We start from the raw sequence: 20,132 nt of genomic DNA, 5'->3' as shown, positions 1-20,132 counted from the left end.
GCTTTCTTAGTTATACTTTGACAACATCAATTGTTTCTCCTATATATATGAGTAATTTTTCGCGAACTTTACAATTCATATTTTCAAGTACTTGCTCATATTTTAACAATTGTTCTTGGTGAGAAACAAGTTGATTCCCTGTTTTATAATCAATAATCACAACTTCGTTATTTTCAAAAATCAATCTGTCAGGAATGATGATTTTTTTATTAGTATCAACAATTTCACGCTCATTAAATACAATAACATTTTCAGAAAAATAGGATTGTAAATCGGAATGATACACAATATCATGAATGGTTTTTTCGATGAGTTTTAAGTCAACCTCTGATACATAACCTTCGTTTAAGTAGGAAGTTAGAACTTTTTCAACATCTTGAAAAGTGATGATTTTTGACAACATTTCATGAATTAAATTCCCAAATTCAATGGCTTTTCCTTGCGAAGTATCCCATAATTTTGATGCACTTGCTAACAATACTAAATTTTGATCTTTCCATGGAATTGAAATAAACTTTTCATGAATTTCTGAGGTTACTTCCCTATTTTTTGGAATGCTAACTCTTTGTGGATTTCCAAAATTATACTCAAAAACACCTTCTGTCCAAAGGTTCATTTGTCTTAAAAAAATTCGGAAAAATTCTGAAAAAAATGTTGGATTTTCTTTCTCTTTTTTGGGGAGTTTATCGCCAGTAATTATATGCAATTGCTCTACAGCTCTCGTTAAAGCAACATACAACAAATTGAAATTATCCAATTCTAATTCTTCTCTTTGTTGGTTATAAATAGTGATTCCTCTGTTACTTATCAATTGTAAATCTTTCTTAAAATCTACTAAAAGCTCTGAAAATGGTTCGTAGTTTTTCGGCAATTCATCCAACCAGATTTTGGGGTTGATTTGCCGATAAATATCTACATCACATGGAAAAATAACTATCGGAAATTCCAACCCTTTTGCTTTGTGAATCGTCATTATCTGAACAGCATTGGCACTTTCAGGAGCTACAATACTTAAAGATTCTTTTTTGATTTCCCAAAAATCTAAGAAATCCGAAATGTCACTTCCTTTGTTTTGCTGCTCTAAAACAACATCTAAAAAAAACTGAACATAGGCATCTGACGAATTTACCAAACGAAAACTTCTAATAATTTCTTCTATTTTTTCATACAATGGCAATTGCTGAAATGGAGGAATATCAAAAGTGACATCAAACTGTTTGAGTTTATTGAAAAGTTGCTCGTTTTCACATTTGATAAAAATCTCAATAAAATCATGTTTACTGGTTTTTAATTGAAAATGTTCGTGTAAAAAATATAAAATTTCAAAACGTGTTTCTTCATCTTCTGGATGATGCATCAATTGTAAAAAATTGACAATAAATACTACTTTTTGATTATTTTTTAGCAATAACGTTTCAGATGAAATCATGGGAATTTCATTTTCTTGCAAGTAATTTGCAATAGCAATTCCCTCTTTTTTTGTTCGAGTCAACACACAAATTTCGCTTAATGAAAATTGCTTTTTTAAATCGATAATTTTCTCAAAAACTTTTTTAGGATAAGCACTTTTTACTGTTTCATTTTCTGTGTCAAGCTCATCCATTTCCTCTTCTTTATCGATAAAAGAAATGCTCACAAAACCTCCTTTTTTAGTATTTTCTAACTGATTATTTCCTTCAAAAAATAATTTTTGATAGGATTCATTGGCTAAAAAAGGAGACAAATGTGTAAAAAAAGAATTGTTGAAATGTATGATTTCAGAAAAACTTCGATAATTAGTGTCTAAATTATGTAGTGATTTTTGTGTCTGAAAAGGGTTTTCATATTCGCTTCCTAAATTGATAAACTGAGCCGCTTTTCCTCCTCTCCATCTGTAAATAGCTTGTTTTCCATCGCCCACCAAAAGTAAACTTCCATTTTCTTGCGACAATGCGTTGTCTATCAAAGGAATCAAATTTTGCCACTGCAAAATAGAAGTATCTTGCATTTCATCGATAAAATAATTCTGAAAACGTTGCCCAATTCTTTCATATATAAAAGGTGCAGGTTGCTCTTTAAGCTCATCAGAAATGAGTTGGTTAAATTCTGCATTCAACCGAATATTATTTTGAGTTTTAATCGTTTCTAACTCAGCATTGATATGATTTAAAACAGCCAAAGGAATGATGCTTTTTAACGCCAATTGATTTAATAAATATTGACTATATATGTTTTTCAATTCTTGATGAAAAGCCTGAATTTCAGGAGCTATTTGATCTATGATAGATGCTATTTCTTTGGGTGTGGTTTTGGTATAAAACTGTTGATTTTCAAAAGCTTTATCGATAGTTGCACTTCTTGATGAAAAATCAATGGAAAAAGACTTAACAGCAATGTCTCTGAAGTAATTTGGAATGGTTGCTCTATTAAAATCTTTGGGCTGTAAACCATTTTTATCAATCAATTCCAAACAGTCATTTCCTGTTTTTTTGAAGGCATTTTGAAGCTCTTTTTGATGTAAAAACAAAGATGATTTTAGTGAAGAAAAATCATCCAAATCAATATTGGAAAGTGTTTTAAAATGCTTGATATCGTCTTCATTTAGCAGGATTTTAGCAAAATCATTGAGCTCTTTTGTAATTTCCCAAGAAGTATCATCATCTGTTTTGTCTAGCGAATAATCTATTAAAATTTCGGTAAGTTTTTTATCTGTTCCAATTTTAGAAATCAACACATCAACTGCTTCTTTGAGCAATGATTGTGTGTCCATTTCAACCTCAAAATTGAGTGATAATCCCAAATCGTAGGCAAAATTTTTGATGATTTTATGCGTAAAGCTATCAATTGTTGTGATTGAAAATGCGGAGTAATTTTGCAAAATTGCCTCTAAAATCTTTTGACTTCTTACTCGAATTATTTCTTTATCAACAGGGATTTCTTGCAAAATTTGTTTCAACAAATCTGTTTCTTTCCCTTCTGAAAATGCTTCTAAACTAGACAACACACGCTCTTTCATTTCACCAGCAGCTTTGTTGGTAAAAGTGATGGCTAAGATTTTTTGAAAAGCGAAAATATTTTCGGTTGACAATACAATTTTCAGATATTCTTTGACGAGTGTAAACGTTTTTCCACTTCCAGCAGAAGCAATATACACTTGAAATGTTGAGGGCTGTTGCACAATTATTTTTTAAAGGAATTGCACGAATTTACTGAATTTTAATTTAACAATGTAACAATATAGCAATGAAACGATTTACTAATAAACTTGTGAATTCAACTCGGAATTTTAAATTTTGAATTTTGAACTAATTTACCCCAAACCAACATCCAAAGACATCATTACAATAAATCCACCAATAAATCCTAAGGTAGCAATGTCCGTAAATTTGTCTCTTTGTGTTTCAGGAATTACTTCTTCAACCACTACAAAAATCATAGCTCCTGCAGCAAAAGCCAATGCATAAGGTAAAATAGGTGTAAAAAATGAAACCGCTAAAGCTCCTAAAACGGCTGCAACAGGCTCAACAATTGCAGAAAGTTGTCCGTAAAAAAAACTCTTTCTTCTACTAATTCCTTGTCTTCTTAAAGGCATTGCTACTGCAAATCCTTCAGGAAAATTTTGAATTCCAATCCCAATTGCTAACGAAATTGCAGCAATTATCATTTCTGTTTGCTCTACTCCAACCAACGTTGATGCAGCACCAAATAAAACACCAACAGCCAAACCTTCAGGAATATTATGAAGAGTAATTGCCAAAACTAACAACGTTGTTTTATGAAAACTTGTCTTTACACCTTCCACTTCATGTTCTTTGAAATTGATGTGTAAATGTGGTAATAATTTATCCATTCCAAAAAGTGCTAAAGCACCCAATAAAAATCCAAAAGCAGCTGGAAAAACTTTCACAAAACCTTCTCCATGACTGTTTTCAATGGCTGGTGCTAACAAACTCCAAAAACTTGCTGCCACCATGACACCACCTGTAAAACCTAACATTCCGTCTAAAACTGCTCTGTTTAATTTTTTAAAAAAGAACACCAAAGCTGCACCAGCAGCTGTTAATCCCCAAGTAAAAACAGACGCATAAAAAGCCGCTAAAATGGGATTTTGTTTTGCAAAATCAACTATTTGATCAAATGTGCTCATGATTTTTGAATGTATAAATTATTGGCAATTTTTTTTGATATTGTCATTTTTTGTTGATTTATTTCTATGATTAGAGAATCGTCAAAAGCTTCTTTTTCTAAAACTTTGATGTGTTTTCCCAATGTAATTCCTCTTTTATCTAAAAATTGTAAAAATTCTGAGGAGGAATCATCAACACCAATACAAATGCCTGATTCATTTTTACCTAATGCGGAAAGCAAGCGTTTTTCAATAATTTTCAAATTTCCATCTTTGTCAGGAATGGGGTCACCATGAGGATCTTGAGTGGGAAATCCTAAAAAATTATCCAATTGCTGTATCAATTTTGGAGACTGAATATGCTCTAATTGTTCAGCAACATCATGCACTTCATCCCAAGAAAAGTTCAGTTTTTCTACTAAAAATACTTCCCACAATCGATGTTTTCGAACAATATTTGCAGCAATTTTTCTCCCTGAATTTGTCAATGCGACACCATAATATTTTTTATAACTCACCACTTTTTTATCCGAAAGTTTGCGAATCATATCTGTAACCGATGACGGTTTTGTAGCCAATTTTTCAGCAATAGCATTGGTGCTAATTCCATTTTTTTCGGCAGTAGTTAAGTGAAAAATGGCTTTTAAATAATTCTCTTCTGATTGACTAAACATTGAATTGGTATGAAATTACAAATATATAAATTTTGATGTATAAAAAACATTTTTTAGTCATGTCTAAATATTTATTTATATTTGCAAAAATATTTATTTTGAAAAAGCTTTTTTTAATACTGTTTTTATTGATTTCAAAAAGTAGTTTTTGTCAGTCAATTAAAGGTTTTATCTCAGATTCATCTGGAGAAAAAATTCCATTTGCAAATGTGTATCTAAAAAACACCAAAATCGGAATCTCTTCAGATAATACTGGTTTTTATGAATTGAAAAACATTCCAAAAGGCAACTATATTTTGGTGGTAAGTGTTGTAGGATTTCAATCAAAATCTATCAAAATAAGCATCAAAAATGACCAACAATTGACTCAAAATTTTGTCCTAAATGAAGCTGATTCATTAGAAGAAATTGTGATTTCTGGTTCTTTACGACCAGTTTCTAAATTGGAAAGTCCTGTGCCTGTAGAAATATATAGCAATACATTTTTCAAGAAAAATCCTACTCCATCAGTATTTGAATCCCTGCAAAATGTCAACGGAATTCGCCCACAATTGAACTGCAATGTTTGTAATACAGGAGATATTCACATCAATGGTTTAGAAGGTCCTTATACCTTTGTGTTGATTGATGGAATGCCTATAGTTAGCGGACTTTCAACGGTTTATGGATTGACAGGAATTCCACAAGCATTGATTGAAAGAGTTGAAATTGTGAAAGGACCTGCCTCTACTTTATATGGCTCTGAAGCTGTTGGTGGCATCATCAATATCATCACTAAAAAACCTGGAAATTCACCAAAATTAACAACAGATTCTTTTGCAAGTTCTTGGGGAGAAATCAATACAGATATTGGTTTACGCTACAAAATTTCTGAAAAAACAGACGCTCTTTTGGGAGTAAATTATTTTAATTTTCAGCAAAGAATTGACAATAATAATGACAATTTTACTGATTTAACTTTGCAAATCAGAATTTCAATTTTTAATAAAATCAATATTGAACGAAAAAGTAAAAAAGCATTTTCAATTGCAAGCAGATACGTTTATGAAGATAGATGGGGAGGAGAATTGGATTGGGAACGAGAATTTAGAGGAACAAACCAAATTTATGGAGAAAGTATTTATACCAATAGATGGGAAACTTTTGGGACTTATGAATTGCCAACTTCAGAAAATATTCAATTTCAGTTCAGCGCCAATGGGCATTATCAAGATTCTTTTTACGGAACAGATTCGTATGACGCATCTCAATTTATCGCTTTTGGGCAACTTGTTTACAATAAACAATTGAATAAAAAAAACAATTTATTACTAGGTTTGGCATACAGATATACCTTTTATGACGACAATACTTTTGCGACTTTGGATGAAAATGGAATCACAAATTCGCCCTCAAAAATTCACTTGCCAGGAATTTTTATACAAGATGAAATCAAATTAAATGAACAAAACAACCTACTTTTTGGTGCAAGATGGGATTACAATAGCGTTCATGGCAGTATTTTTTCGCCAAGAATCAATTACAAATGGAATTCCAAAGAGCAAACAGATATTTTTCGTTTAAGTATAGGAAATGGTTTTAGAGTTGCCAATATTTTTACGGAAGATCATGCCGCTTTGACAGGTGCTAGAGAAGTGGTTTTTGAAGGCGAATTGAAACCTGAAACTTCTTGGAATGCAAATCTGAATTATGTAAAAAAAATAAACTCTGAAAATGGTTTTATTACGTTGGATGCAAGTGCTTTTTACACCTATTTTGACAACAGAATTTTGCCAGATTACGAAACGGATCCTAACAAAATTATCTATGCCAATTTAGATGGATTTTCAGTGTCAAAAGGAATTTCTTTGAATGCAGATGTGTTATTTACAAATGGCATATCCATCAATACTGGAGCGACTTTGATGGATGTTTCTGTCACTGAAAATAATTTAAAAACGAGACAATTATTAACCGAAAGTTTTAGCGGAGTTTGGTCTATTTCTTATAAGTTTTCCAGCAATTTTTCAATAGATTACACTGGTAATTTGTATGGTCCAATGCGTTTGCCTTTGTTAGGCGAAAACGATCCAAGACCTGAATTTTCACCTTGGTTTAGCATCCAAAATATTCAATTATCTAAAAATTTTGGTAATAATTGGGAGGTTTATGGAGGCATTAAAAACCTATTAAATTTTACTCCTCCTGCAAATAGTATCAATGGCGCAAACAATCCTTTTGACATTGGAATTGACACAGAAAATAACCCAGAATTGGCTTTTGACCCAAGTTATGTATATGCATCTAATCAGGGAATAAGAGGGTTTCTTGGAGTAAGATTTACGCTTTTTTAAAATGAAGTGTAATGAAAAAGATTTGTTTGATGATACTTCTAAATTCAATCCTCAATTTCGCTCAAGAAAGAGAAAAATTGACCATTTACTCATTTGAGGAAGTTGAAAAATTATATCAACAACATCCAAAACCACTGCTGGTTTTTGTTTATACAGATTGGTGTAATATCTGTTTTGGAATGAAAAATACTACTTTTAAGAATGAGCAAATTATTGAAATTTTAAATGCTAATTTTTATGTCATTTTTTTAAATGCAGAAACTAAAAAAGAGATTGCTTTTTTTGGAAAATCATTCAAAAATTCAACAACTGGAATTCATGATTTGGCAAACATTTTAGCGTCAAAAAACAAGCAAATTGGATATCCAACAACAGTTATTGTAAATAAAGATTTGAGTATTGAATTACAATTTCAAGGTTTTTTAAAAAGCACTAAATTGAAATCAGTTTTAGAATCCTTTTTGATAAAAAACAACAAATAGATTTAGTGATTTCTCTCCCAAATTCTTGAGCTAGAACCTCCTAATTGTAAGCTATAGACAATTCCTGCTGTTGCAAAAATGTGCGATCTTTGAAAATCTCCACCTAAAGCGTTTAATTTGTACATCAATTGTCCATTTAAACCAAATCTGTCTGTTATCCAAAGTGTTCCTCCACCACCTAGATTTAAAGTTAAACCCGTTTCCAACAAATTTATAATGCTAATTCCTCCCAAAGCATAAATCCTCAACTTATACTCTGGATTAAAAAGCTCATAGTTTATATTTGCATCTCCTGAAACATACTTTTGCGGATCTTGTATAGATTTTGATATTCCAAAAGAAACAGTCATTTTATTGCCAATATATTTGCTAAGACTTACTCCTGGAATGATTCCAATATACCTTCCTCCCACAACTGGACCATCTTTTTCAGAATAAAGCACTGAAGACGAATTTAGTCCAATTGACCAACTTCTAGAGCTATCTTGCGCAACAAGATTACTGAATGAAATTAAAAGAAAAGCAAATAAATAAAATAATTTGTATTTAGTCATAACAATATTTTTTATCAAAAAATAATCCTTACATTGAACTAGATTACATCTTTAAACTCAATAAAACAATAACTTGAAAATCTGCCATATTATTATTAAGCTCCATAAATAAATTCCGAAAATAATATTGCAAATAAAAATACTGAAAAAAAGTATTCTTTTCAGCCTCAACATATTAAGGGGATTTATTTTAAAAATACAACTGAATCTCGGACAAATATATTGAATTTTTAGATTAAAAGTAACCATAGACTAATCTATTTTATGAATTAAGTTAGCTACATTTGCACAAAATTATTTCAGTTGAGTTTACAGCATATTGTTCATCAATATCAGCAAGCTACCACAATTTCGCAGGTAGTTACAGCCCTTCAACAAGAGAAAAACCATTTTCAAATTTCGAATTTGGCTGGTTCCTCATTCTCATTTGTGATTGCAGAATCTTTCAAAAAAAGTGCACATCCTTTTTTATTAATTTTTGATGATAAAGAAGAAGCCGCTTATTATTTGAATGATTTAGAACAACTTTTAGGCGACAAAAATGTGCTCTTTTTTCCAGGATCATACAAAAGACCTTATCAAATAGAAGAGACTGACAATGCCAATGTTTTATTGCGTTCAGAAGTTTTAAATAGAATCAATTCTCAAAAAAAACCTGCCATTATAGTAACCTATCCAACTGCATTATTTGAAAAAGTAGTCACCAAAAAAGAGTTGGAAAAGAACACCTTAAAAATTGCAGTTGAAGAGTCATTATCTCTTGATTTTGTGAATGAAATGTTGTTCGAATACAAGTTCAAACGAGTAGATTTTGTTACAGAACCAGGAGATTTTTCAGTAAGAGGTGGAATTATTGATGTTTTTTCTTTTTCCAATAACGAGCCTTATAGAATTGAATTTTTTGGCGATGAAATTGATAGTATTCGAACTTTTGATGTAGAAACTCAATTATCCAAAGAAAAGTTACAAAAAGTAGCGATCATTCCCAATGTTGAAAACAAAACACTGCAAGAAAACAGAGAAAGTTTTTTAAGTTATATTTCTCCAAAAACACCAATTTTCGTCAAGAATATTTCTTTGATTTCAGGAAGTTTGGATAAATTTTACACAACAGCAGAAGAAGCTTTTTTGAAATTATCGAAAGAAATCAAACATGCAAAACCCTCAGAATTGTTTTGTAATGGCGAATTTATCAATCAGCAATTGAACAATTTTACAGTTGTTGAAATGACTTCAAAAATTTCGCAAAACGTAAAAGAAATTTCTTTCAACATCAAACCTCAACCTTCTTTCAACAAGCAATTTTCTTTGTTGATTGATGATTTGAAAGAACATCACAAAGCCGGATTTACCAATTATATTTTTTGCGCCAACGAACAACAAGCCAAGCGTTTTCATGATATTTTTGATGATGCTAATGAAAAAGTACATTATGAAACCATTGTTTTCCCTTTGTTTGAGGGCTTTATTGATATTGACCAAAAAATAGTTTGTTATACAGACCATCAAATTTTTGAACGCTATCACAAATTCCGATTGAAAAATGGCTATGCCAAAAAGCAAGCCATTACACTGCAAGAATTGAACAAACTTGAAATTGGTGACTTTGTAACGCACATGGATCATGGAATTGGAAAATTCGCTGGATTGCAAAAAATTGATGTCAATGGAAAAAAACAAGAAGCCATCAAATTGATTTATGGAGACAGAGATATTCTATACGTCAGTATTCATTCGCTCCATAAAATTTCAAAATTCAATGGAAAAGATGGAAAAGCGCCAAAAATTTACAAATTAGGTTCTGGTGCTTGGAAAAAAATTACTCAAAAAACCAAAGCGCGTGTCAAACATATTGCGTTCAATTTAATTCAATTGTATGCCAAAAGAAAATTGGAAAAAGGATTTGCCTTTGGGCCAGATACGCACATGCAACACGAATTGGAGAGTGGTTTTTTATACGAAGACACTCCTGATCAATTTACTGCGACACAAGATGTTAAAAATGACATGGAAAAAACACAGCCAATGGACAGATTGGTTTGTGGTGATGTAGGTTTTGGAAAAACAGAAGTGGCTGTAAGAGCTGCTTTTAAAGCGGTTGATAATGGCAAGCAAGTAGCGATTTTGGTCCCCACAACGATTTTGGCTTTTCAACATTTTCAAACATTTTCTGAGCGTTTGAAAGATTTCCCCATCAAAATTGATTACCTGAATCGTTTTAGAACCGCCAAAGAAAAATCAGAAACCATTGAAGGCGTAAATTCGGGAGCTGTTGATATAATTATTGGAACGCATCAATTGACAAATCAAAAATTGAAATTCAAAGATTTGGGATTGCTGATTATTGATGAAGAGCAAAAATTTGGAGTTGCTGTCAAAGACAAACTCAAAACATTGAAAGAAAATGTGGATACGTTAACACTTACTGCCACTCCAATCCCAAGAACATTGCAATTTAGTTTGATGGCTGCCAGGGATTTATCTGTCATCAAAACGCCTCCACCAAATAGACATCCTATAGAAAGTCACGTGATTCGTTTTTCCGAAGAAACCATTAGAGATGCCATTTCTTATGAAATTTCAAGAGGTGGTCAAGTGTTTTTTATCCATAATAGAATCGAAAATATCCAAGAAGTTGCAGGAATGTTGCAACGTTTAATACCTTCAGCCAAAATAGGAATTGGTCATGGGCAAATGGAAGGTAAAAAATTAGAAAATTTGATGTTGTCATTTATGAGTGGCGAATTTGATGTATTGGTGTCAACAACCATCATCGAAAGTGGTTTGGATGTGCCCAATGCCAATACGATTTTCATCAATAATGCCAATAATTTTGGATTGTCTGATTTGCATCAAATGCGAGGTAGAGTTGGGCGTTCCAACAAAAAAGCATTCTGTTATTTTATTACGCCACCTTTTCACATGATGACTGATGATGCTCGAAAAAGAATGACTGCTCTAGAGATTTTTGCGGATTTAGGAAGTGGTATTAACATTGCCATGAAAGATTTAGAAATTCGTGGTGCAGGCGATTTGTTGGGTGGTGAACAAAGTGGATTTATCAACGATATTGGTTTTGATACGTATCAAAAAATATTGCAAGAAGCCATTGAAGAACTCAAAGAAAATGAATTCAAAGATTTGTATCCTGAAGATGAAAATACACCAAAAGAATTTGTAAAAGAGGTTCAAATTGATACAGATTTCGAAATTTTATTTCCTGATGATTATGTAAATTCTGTAACTGAAAGATTGAGTTTATATAACAAATTGGGCGAATTAAAAACCGAAATTGAACTGCAAGATTTTGAAAAACAATTGATTGACAGATTTGGAGAACTTCCTTCAGAAGTGGACGATTTATTAAACTCTGTGCGCATTAAATGGTTGGCAAAAAAACTAGGTTTGGAAAAAATCATCTTAAAACAAAAAAGAATGGTTGGGTATTTTGTCGCTGATCAACAAAGTAATTTTTATCAAACTCCCGTATTTTCAGATTTTTTAAAATATGTACAACAACATGCTAAAGATTGTGTGATGAAAGAAAAAGAAACCAATAATGGCTTGCGTTTGTTGATTACATTTATCAAAATCGACAGTGTTAAAAAAGCGCTAGAAACCTTAGCAAGTATTTAATGGAAAACGCCAATTTAAAAAATCTGTTTTGGTTATTAGTTGCCGTATTTTTAGTGAGTACTTCTGGTGTTTTGGGAAGATACATTGCTTTGCCAACAGAAATTATCATTTGGTTTCGCTCCTTTTTAGCTGCTATTTTTTTGTATGTTTTTCTTCGATTTAAAAAAACAGATTTGCGGATTCAACAACAAAAAGAATACCTACCATTTTTTATAGGCGGTGTTTTTATGGCATTGCATTGGGTCACGTATTTTTATGCCTTGAAACTATCAAATGTTGGCTTGGGAATGTTGTCTTTATATACGTTTCCTGTGATTATTGCCCTTTTAGAGCCCCTGATTTTGAAAGTGAAATTTCAAGGCATTCATGTGTTTTTTGGGATATTAATTTTGGTTGGATTATACATTTTAACACCAAAATTTGATATAGAAAGTACCCAGGTTAAAGGCATTCTTTTTGGGGTTTTTTCAGCATTTTGTTATGCTTTTAGAATCTTGATTTTAAAAAAACATGCAGCCAATTATGATGGAACAGTTTTGATGTTTTATCAAGTAATCATTGTTAGTATTTTGCTTCTTCCAACCTTATTTTTTATGGATGTATCAGGATTGAAAACCCAATGGCCTTACTTACTTTTATTGGCATTTTTAACAACTGCAGTTGGTCACAGTATGATGTTGCATTCACTCAAGTTTTTCTCAGCATCCACCACAAGTATCATCAGCAGTTTGCAACCTATTTTTGGAATTATCATGGCAATTTTCTTCCTGAATGAAATCCCGACTTCGAACACTTTTATTGGAGGTTTTTTGATATTATTTACGGTTGTTATTGAGAGTTATCGAATGAAAAAGTAATTTATTTAAAAAATCATTTAGAATTTCGTTTATTAATCGTAATATTGCAATCAATTAAATAATCCAAATGGGAATTACCAAAACAGCCATTTTTTCAGACGAACAAAACGAAATTGCCAACTTTGCAAAAGTCATTGGACATCCTGCAAGAGTAGCTATTTTGCAACGTTTATTTGCCATTGACGCTTGCGTTTGTGGAGATTTGGTGAACGAAATTGGCTTGGCTCAACCTACCATTTCTCAGCATTTGAAAGAACTAAAAAACCTCGGTTTGATTCAAGGAACTATTGATGGAACGAGTGTTTGCTATTGTATTCACAAAGAAAACTGGACAAAAATGAAATCAATTATGCTTGATTTTTTAAATCAAGATATTTCAAAACAAGATTGTTGTTAAAAAAATTTATCTTTATTAATCGCATTATCGCAATAAACAAATACATATGAAACTATCCCAAGTAAAAGCCATTTTAAAAGACGTAAAAACCATCAGTTTTCAATTGCCAGACAATTCTTTGGTTCCTAGCCATTTTCACGTTACTGAAGTAGGCGAAATCACCAAACGTTTTATTGATTGTGGTGGCACTGTTAGAAAAGAAACGGTTGTAAACTTTCAATTATGGAATGCAAACGACTATGATCACAGATTGCATCCTGAAAAATTATTAAAAATTATTGAACTTTCTGAAAAAACCTTGGCAATTGACAACAACGAAATTGAAGTGGAATATCAAGGAACAACCATTCAAAAATTTGGGTTGGATTTTGACGGAAATCAATTTTTATTAACCACCAAACAAACAGATTGCTTGGCAAAAGACGCTTGCGGAATTCCTGCTGAAAAACCAAAAGTTCGTATATCAGAAATGAGCGCTCAATCTTGCTGCTCTCCAAAAAGCGGCTGTTGTTAAACGATCAAAAAAACCAACATATCAAATGAAAAAATCATCCATTTTTACTGATATTGAATTAGTAATCAACTCTTTAAACACAGCTTCAATTTCTTCAGAAAGAAAAGAAATCCTTCAAAATCTAATTGATTATATCCAATCAAAAGTTGACTTAAAAGAAACTGTTCGTATCAATTTTATTTGTACACACAATTCACGAAGAAGTCATTTGTCGCAAGTTTGGGCGCAAACAATGGCTACTTATTTCGGAATTGAAAAGGTTTTTTGTTATTCTGGAGGAACAGAAGCAACTGCACTTTTTCCAATGGCAGCAAAAACATTAGAAAACTCAGGATTTCAAATTCAAACACTTTCTGAAGGAAAAAACCCTGTATATGCCATCAAATATGCTGAAAATGAACATCCAATTATCGGATTTTCAAAAAAATTAGACGATGATTTCAACCCAAAAAAAGGTTTTGTTGCTATCATGACCTGTGATTCTGCCAATGAAGCTTGTCCATTTGTACCTGGAGCTGAAAAAAGAATTCCAATTATGTTTTTAGACCCAAAAGCTTTTGACAATACTCCGCAACAAGCTGAAAAATATCAAGAGCGCAGTTTGCAAATTGCTACAGAATTGAAATATGTTTTCTCAAAAATAAAATAGAAATTAACCTGCAAGGTTTCAAAACTAAAACCAACATGAAAAAACTTTCATTTTTAGATAAAAATTTGACCATTTGGATTTTTGTTGCTATGATTATTGGCGTAAGTTTGGGATATTTTATCCCAACTTTTCCTGATTTTATCAATTCATTTAGCAGTGGAACTACAAATATTCCTATTGCAATTGGTTTGATTTTAATGATGTATCCGCCTTTGGCAAAAGTAAATTATGCCTTGTTGCCAAAAGTTTTCAAAAACACAAAAATATTGTCCATTTCACTGATTCTCAATTGGATTGTTGGTCCAGTTTTGATGTTTTTCTTAGCGATTACTTTTTTACGAGACTATCCAGAATACATGGTTGGCTTGATTTTAATTGGCTTGGCAAGATGCATTGCAATGGTGCTGGTTTGGAATGATTTGGCAGAAGGAAGTTCTGAATATGGAGCTGGTTTAGTGGCTTTAAACAGTATTTTTCAAGTGTTTGCGTACAGTTTTTATGCTTGGATTTTCATCACAATTTTGCCACCTTATTTTGGTTTTGAAGGTTCAATTGTAGATATTTCAATTGCAACAATTGCAGAAAGTGTGGCAATTTATTTAGGAATTCCTTTTTTAATGGGAATTTTGAGTCGATTTTTTTTAGTAAAAGCCAAAGGAGAAGATTGGTATTCAAAAAAGTTTATTCCAACAATTTCACCCATCACTTTGATGGCACTTTTATTCACAATTATAGTAATGTTTTCTTTGAAAGGCGAATTAATTGTTGAAATTCCTATGGATGTTGTGATGATTGCCATTCCGTTATTAATTTATTTTGCCTTGATGTTTTTCATTGGATTTTTCGTTACAAAAGCGATGGGAAGTTCGTACGATAAAACTGCTGCAGTAGCATTTACAGCAGCTGGAAACAATTTTGAATTGGCGATTGCAGTTGCAATTGCGGTTTTCGGACTCAATTCAGGACAAGCTTTTGCAGGAGTTATTGGACCTTTGGTTGAAGTTCCTGCGCTCATTCTTTTGGTGCGTGTTTCATTTTGGTTGCGTAAAAAATATTTTAATTAAAAGAATACAAATTTCAATAATTAATTAGAAAAAAAAATCAACTTTCAAAACGATAACGTTTGCGTAGATTTCCTTATTTTTAAGGGTTTTTATGACATTTATCACAAATTCTATTACACATTACTGATTATTTTTGTATTCGAATTCTAATCAAACAAAATGAAACGAATTACAAAAATCGGGTGTTTCCTTTTGATACTTTTTCAAAGTTTTCAATCATTTTCCCAAGAGGATTTTATCTATGAAAATCAAGTTTGGGTTGGATACATTACTGACACAAAAATTAGCGACAAAATGTCTCTTTGGAATGATGCTCACTATGTTCCTGAAAGTTTTTTGATTTTGAGAACAGGCGCCACTTATCGTTTTAATTTCAGTGAAAAAGTAAAAGGCTCTACAACTTTAGGTTTTGCGCGTTTGTGGTTATACAGTCGAAATGAAGCAACTCCAACAAAAAACGAATTCCGTCCTTGGGGACAAACAACAGCGAGTTTCAAGCTGCATAAATTTACAATTACCAATCGTTTTCGGTATGATGCACGTTTTAAACAACGCATTGAAAACAATGTTTTACTAGACGAATTTGAATTTAACTGGCGCTGGCGTTATTTTTTGATGGCTTCTTATCCAATTTCAAAAAACAGTGAAAAAAATACAGAGTGGTATGCCTACAGTTACAATGAAATTTTATTTGATAGTGGAAAAAACATCACCAATGGTTTTCGCCTCAATCAAAACCGATTTACTTTAGGAATTGGGTATAAATTCGATAATATGAAAATACAAATAGGTTATATCAATATGATTAAAAATCCTCCTGTCAGTGGAAATAAAATCATGGCAAATACTGCTATGTTAATGGTTTTTCATAATTTCGACCTAAGCAAATCAAAAAAATAAATTGCTACTATCTTTAAAATCAAGTAACCATGTCAGATTCTAGAACCTATTCTCTTTCAAAATTTACAAAAAAAATAGAAAGACAAACTAAAATTATTTTCTTTTTAGCCACACTTCTAATCTCATTTTTCTTGGTATATGTATTGCGTGATGACGCATTTACAGCCACTCAAGATTATACCATGTTTTTACTTTTTGTTTCCATAGGCTTGTGGATTACAGAAGCAATTCCACCATTCGCAGTCGGAATTTTAATCATTGGATTTTTAGTTTTTTCGATGGGACGAAATCCAGAAATTGATGTAACTCAGTACGTGCAAACTTGGTCTGATGGCGTAATTTGGCTTTTTTTGGGTGGATTTTTTCTCGCAGAAAGTATGAAAAAAACAAAATTGGATGAATCTTTATTAAAATACATTCTCCCAAAATTAGGCAACGATTCCAAAAATATTTTGTTAGGAATCATGATGGTAACAGCAATTTTATCGATGTTAATGAGTAATACTGCAACAACCTCTATGATTTTAGCTTCCATTGCGCCACTTATTTTTACATTAGGAAAAGAATCCTCTTTATCACGTGCTTTAGTTATTGGAGTTCCTGCAGCTGCTTCTTTAGGCGGAATGGGAACTATTATTGGTTCTGCTCCAAACGCAATTGCAGTAGGTGCTCTTGAAGGTATTGGAGTTCAAATTTCATTTATTGAATGGATGATTATTGGAGTTCCTGCCGCATTTTTATTGGTCTTCTTATTTTTTAAATTATTAGAACGTCGTTATCAATTAAAAACCCAACATATTTCGTTAGATTTTCTGAATGCTGAAACCGAAAAACCTACTAGTGAAGACAAAATCAAAAAGAATATTGTTTTATTAGTTTTAATTGCAACGTTAACATTGTGGCTGACTTCTCAATGGACAGGAATTCCTGTAGCAGTCGTTTCTGGTTTGCCAATTGTATTGCTAACAATGCTTGGAATTGTTGATTCTGAAGATGTTAGAAAATTACCTTGGGATACTTTGATGTTGGTTGCAGGAGGTTTATCTCTTGGTTTGGCGATTAAAGAACAAGGAATTGCAGAGTATTTTGTACAAAGTATTCAAAATTTTGAATTGAACTATTACATTTTAATTGTGCTTTTTGGATATGTTTCTGTACTATTATCCAACTTTATGAGCAATACTGCTGCAACCACAATTTTGGTTCCAGTTGGAATTTCGTTGGTAAGTTTAATTCCTGGTGCAAACGTAGCTTTTTTACCTGTAATTATTGGATTGACAGCCTCTTGTGCATTATTACTTCCAGTTTCAACACCACCTAATGCAGTAGCTTTTAGTTTGGGAATTGTAGGCCAAAAAGAGTTTATTCCTGGAGGAATTTTCATTGGTCTTTTGGGGCCTATCATTTTAATTGGTTTTACTATTTTAAGTTTTTTCCTATTTGGTTTTTAAAGAATTCATTTTTCAAACTCATAGAAAGAAGCTAGATAAGAATGTCTAGCTTCTTTTTTTCTATCTCAAAAACACAAATTGAATTTAAAATTTTAAACCTCAAGCGCATTTCATAGAAATCCTTATTTTTGTAGCTCTAATTACAACACATGAAGAAAAACACCTATAAAATAGCGGTTATTCAACTGAACCTCAACAATACGCCTGAGAACAATCTCAAAAAATGTTTGCAATGGGTAAAAGACGCAGCAGCAAAAGGCGCAGAAGTGATTTCGTTACCAGAATTGTACAGCAGTCACTATTTTTGCCAAAGTGAAAATACTGATAATTTTGCTTATGCTGAACCTTTGTATAGCATTTCATTTCAGGCATTTAGTGAATTGGCAAAAGAATTGGGTGTTGTAATTATTGTACCTTTTTTTGAAAAAAGAATGGCAGGAATCTACCACAATAGTGCTTATATTTTAGATACTGATGGCACTGAAGCTGGTTTGTATCGAAAAATGCACATTCCAGATGATCCTCATTTTTACGAAAAATTTTATTTCACTCCTGGTGATTTGGGCTTCAAATCAAACAAAACCAACAAAGGAAATATTGGAGTTTTGATTTGTTGGGATCAATGGTATCCTGAAGCTGCAAGAATCACTGCTTTGAAAGGTGCAGAAGTGTTGTTTTATCCAACTGCTATTGGTTGGCATCCTAAAGAAAAAGCGCAATATGGTGAAAATCAATATGGTGCTTGGATGAATGTGATGAAAGGTCATGCTGTGGCAAATGGTGTGTATGTAGCTGCTGCAAACCGAATTGGTTTAGAAAAATATTTACCTGATACAGATGGTTTGGAATTTTGGGGAGCCTCATTTATTGCAGGTCCTCAAGGAGAAATTCTAGCACAAGCATCTCATGACAAAGAAGAAATTTTGATAGCTGAAGTGGATTTGGATTTACAAGAAAATGTACGTCAAAATTGGCCTTTCTTTAGAGATAGAAGAATAGATGCTTTTGGTGACATCACAAAAAGAGCCATAGATTGATGAGAAGATTTCCAGCAGAATGGGAAAATCAAGAAGGCATATTGCTTTGTTTTCCTCATAATGGCAATGATTGGCCAGGTAAATATGGTGCCATTCAATGGGCTTTTATCGAATTTATCAAAAAGATTTCGGAAGTTGAAAAAGTATTTTTGGTAGTTGCCAATAAAAAATTGCAAGAAAAAGTATCAGAAATGTTGGTGATGGCACATGTTTCATTGGACAAAATTTCTTTTATCATTCATAAAACGAATAGAAGTTGGATGCGCGATTCTGGCCCCATTATCGTTCAAAATGGAACAAAAAGAGAAGCTATCAATTTTAATTTTAATGGTTGGGCAAAATATAAAAATTATCAGTTAGACAAATTTGTACCTTCAAAAGTAGCCTCTCACTTGAATATTCCTTTAATCCAAGCAACCCACAAAGGAAAACCAATTGTGCTTGAAGGTGGTGCCATTGACGTGAATGGAAAAGGAACGTTACTAACTTCGGAAGAATGCTTGTTACATCCTTCCATTCAAGTTCGAAATGAGAATTTCACCAAAGAAGATTATGAGGCTATTTTCAAAGAATATTTAGGAATAACCAATGTGATTTGGTTGGGTGATGGCATTGTGGGTGATGATACGCATGGTCATATTGATGATTTATGCAGATTTGTGAATGAACATACGATTATTACTGTGGTTGAAACGGATTCAAAAAATCCAAATTACAAAGCGTTGCAAGACAATTTACTACGATTGGAAAATGCTGTTTTAGAGGATGGAAAAAAACCAACAATTGTTAGGTTACCCATGCCAAAAACAGTAACTTTTGATGGTTTGGTAATTCCTGCGAGTTATGCTAATTTTCTGATTATCAATAAAATTGTTTTGGTTCCCACCTTTAATGATTCGAATGATAGAATTGCACTCAACATCATTTCAAATTGTTTTCCTGATAGAGAAGTTATTGGGATAAGTGCAATTGATTTGATTTGGGGATTTGGGACCTTGCATTGTTTGAGTCAGCAAATTCCTAAATAAATTTCAAGACGCTTGTTTCACCAAAATATGAGGACATCTTTTACAGTTAATCCCTTTTTTTTTGAATTTCTGACAGCAAGTATTTTTGGGTTTTAAACAGTTCATAGCACAACTTATTTGGCAAGTTGAACTCTCTGAAAGCTGAATTGTTGGCTTGTGATCTGTATAAAAAACAATCATATTCTTCTAAATATACCACAAAAGTACTATTTATTTAGAATAAATAAAAATAAAAAAAGTATGAAATATCTCATTCATACTTTTTTTTCATTTTTTTGGTTTATCACTGTTCATCAATAAAAAAACTGCAGCCACTAAACCTATTACTACTAGAACAAAAATTCCAATCATAATAGTTCCATTTGTCCACGAAACCAATGAAATATTAGATACTTGTGTTGTCATCTTTCAAATTTTTATCAAAAATAAATAGAAGAATCTTTCTATTTTA

At 32.1% G+C, this 20,132-nt stretch carries 17 protein-coding genes; 12 read left to right on the top strand and 5 right to left on the bottom strand.

Annotation, left to right across the window (positions count from 1 at the left end):
• Window positions 1–10: 10 nt before the first annotated feature.
• From IU405_RS15775 to IU405_RS09625, 3 genes are all read right to left on the bottom strand, one after another.
• Window positions 11–3,157: a UvrD-helicase domain-containing protein gene (locus IU405_RS15775; RefSeq protein WP_197438398.1), complete on the bottom strand. Its 3,147-nt coding sequence runs from the start codon at window positions 3,155–3,157 to the stop codon at window positions 11–13.
• Between the two features lie 132 nt (window positions 3,158–3,289).
• Window positions 3,290–4,126 (bottom strand): ZIP family metal transporter, encoded by an 837-nt coding sequence (locus tag IU405_RS09630; RefSeq protein WP_197438397.1) that lies wholly within the window; start codon window positions 4,124–4,126, stop codon window positions 3,290–3,292.
• On the bottom strand, window positions 4,123–4,779 hold the full coding sequence (locus tag IU405_RS09625) for a metal-dependent transcriptional regulator (protein WP_197438396.1): 657 nt from the start codon (window positions 4,777–4,779) through the stop codon (window positions 4,123–4,125). Before IU405_RS09625 ends, IU405_RS09630 begins: the two co-directional genes overlap by 4 nt.
• A 59-nt stretch (window positions 4,780–4,838) precedes the next feature.
• Between IU405_RS09625 and IU405_RS09620 the strand changes: the two genes are divergently transcribed.
• Together IU405_RS09620 and IU405_RS09615 are read left to right on the top strand one after the other, a co-directional pair.
• Window positions 4,839–7,112: a TonB-dependent receptor gene (locus IU405_RS09620; RefSeq protein WP_197438395.1), complete on the top strand. Its 2,274-nt coding sequence runs from the start codon at window positions 4,839–4,841 to the stop codon at window positions 7,110–7,112.
• An 11-nt stretch (window positions 7,113–7,123) separates the two neighbouring features.
• Entirely contained in the window at window positions 7,124–7,594 is a 471-nt protein-coding gene (locus tag IU405_RS09615) for a thioredoxin family protein (RefSeq protein ID WP_197438394.1), read from the top strand.
• 2 nt (window positions 7,595–7,596) lie between these two features.
• Here IU405_RS09615 and IU405_RS09610 read toward each other — a convergent pair whose 3' ends face one another.
• Window positions 7,597–8,148: a hypothetical protein gene (locus IU405_RS09610; protein WP_197438393.1), complete on the bottom strand. Its 552-nt coding sequence runs from the start codon at window positions 8,146–8,148 to the stop codon at window positions 7,597–7,599.
• Window positions 8,149–8,451: 303 nt separating this feature from the next.
• Here IU405_RS09610 and mfd point away from each other — a divergent pair, with 303 nt between their 5' ends.
• The 10 genes from mfd to IU405_RS09560 all read left to right on the top strand — a co-directional run bounded on the left by mfd (window position 8,452) and on the right by IU405_RS09560 (window position 19,681).
• Complete coding sequence (gene mfd, locus IU405_RS09605; protein ID WP_197438392.1) at window positions 8,452–11,784, top strand: transcription-repair coupling factor; 3,333 nt, start codon at window positions 8,452–8,454, stop codon at window positions 11,782–11,784.
• Entirely contained in the window at window positions 11,784–12,641 is an 858-nt protein-coding gene (locus IU405_RS09600; RefSeq protein ID WP_197438391.1) for a DMT family transporter, read from the top strand. Before mfd ends, IU405_RS09600 begins: the two co-directional genes overlap by 1 nt.
• A gap of 67 nt (window positions 12,642–12,708) precedes the next feature.
• Entirely contained in the window at window positions 12,709–13,038 is a 330-nt protein-coding gene (locus IU405_RS09595) for an ArsR/SmtB family transcription factor (protein ID WP_197438390.1), read from the top strand.
• 46 nt (window positions 13,039–13,084) lie between these two features.
• The gene (locus tag IU405_RS09590; protein ID WP_197438389.1) at window positions 13,085–13,552 is read left to right on the top strand and encodes a DUF6428 family protein; all 468 of its coding nucleotides are present in this window, start codon (window positions 13,085–13,087) and stop codon (window positions 13,550–13,552) included.
• A gap of 25 nt (window positions 13,553–13,577) precedes the next feature.
• Entirely contained in the window at window positions 13,578–14,201 is a 624-nt protein-coding gene (locus tag IU405_RS09585; RefSeq protein ID WP_197438388.1) for a low molecular weight phosphatase family protein, read from the top strand.
• A gap of 35 nt (window positions 14,202–14,236) precedes the next feature.
• Window positions 14,237–15,265, top strand: coding sequence for an ACR3 family arsenite efflux transporter (gene arsB, locus IU405_RS09580; protein ID WP_197438387.1), 1,029 nt, complete (start codon window positions 14,237–14,239; stop codon window positions 15,263–15,265).
• Window positions 15,266–15,424: 159 nt separating this feature from the next.
• Entirely contained in the window at window positions 15,425–16,165 is a 741-nt protein-coding gene (locus tag IU405_RS09575; RefSeq protein WP_197438386.1) for a DUF2490 domain-containing protein, read from the top strand.
• Between the two features lie 29 nt (window positions 16,166–16,194).
• Window positions 16,195–17,616, top strand: a complete 1,422-nt coding sequence (locus IU405_RS09570; RefSeq protein WP_197438385.1) for an SLC13 family permease — start codon at window positions 16,195–16,197, stop codon at window positions 17,614–17,616.
• 149 nt (window positions 17,617–17,765) lie between these two features.
• Window positions 17,766–18,653: a carbon-nitrogen hydrolase gene (locus IU405_RS09565; protein WP_197438384.1), complete on the top strand. Its 888-nt coding sequence runs from the start codon at window positions 17,766–17,768 to the stop codon at window positions 18,651–18,653.
• Window positions 18,653–19,681, top strand: a complete 1,029-nt coding sequence (locus IU405_RS09560) for an agmatine/peptidylarginine deiminase (RefSeq protein ID WP_197438383.1) — start codon at window positions 18,653–18,655, stop codon at window positions 19,679–19,681. Before IU405_RS09565 ends, IU405_RS09560 begins: the two co-directional genes overlap by 1 nt.
• A 267-nt stretch (window positions 19,682–19,948) precedes the next feature.
• Here IU405_RS09560 and IU405_RS09555 read toward each other — a convergent pair whose 3' ends face one another.
• A complete protein-coding gene (locus IU405_RS09555) occupies window positions 19,949–20,086 on the bottom strand; it encodes a hypothetical protein (protein ID WP_197438382.1) in 138 nt (45 codons plus the stop codon).
• Window positions 20,087–20,132 lie beyond the last annotated feature (46 nt).

It is taken from the genome of Polaribacter sp. BAL334, from assembly GCF_015767435.1.
In the GTDB taxonomy this organism is placed as follows: Bacteria; Bacteroidota; Bacteroidia; order Flavobacteriales; family Flavobacteriaceae; genus Polaribacter.
This window is presented reverse-complemented; position numbering and strand designations above follow the sequence as displayed.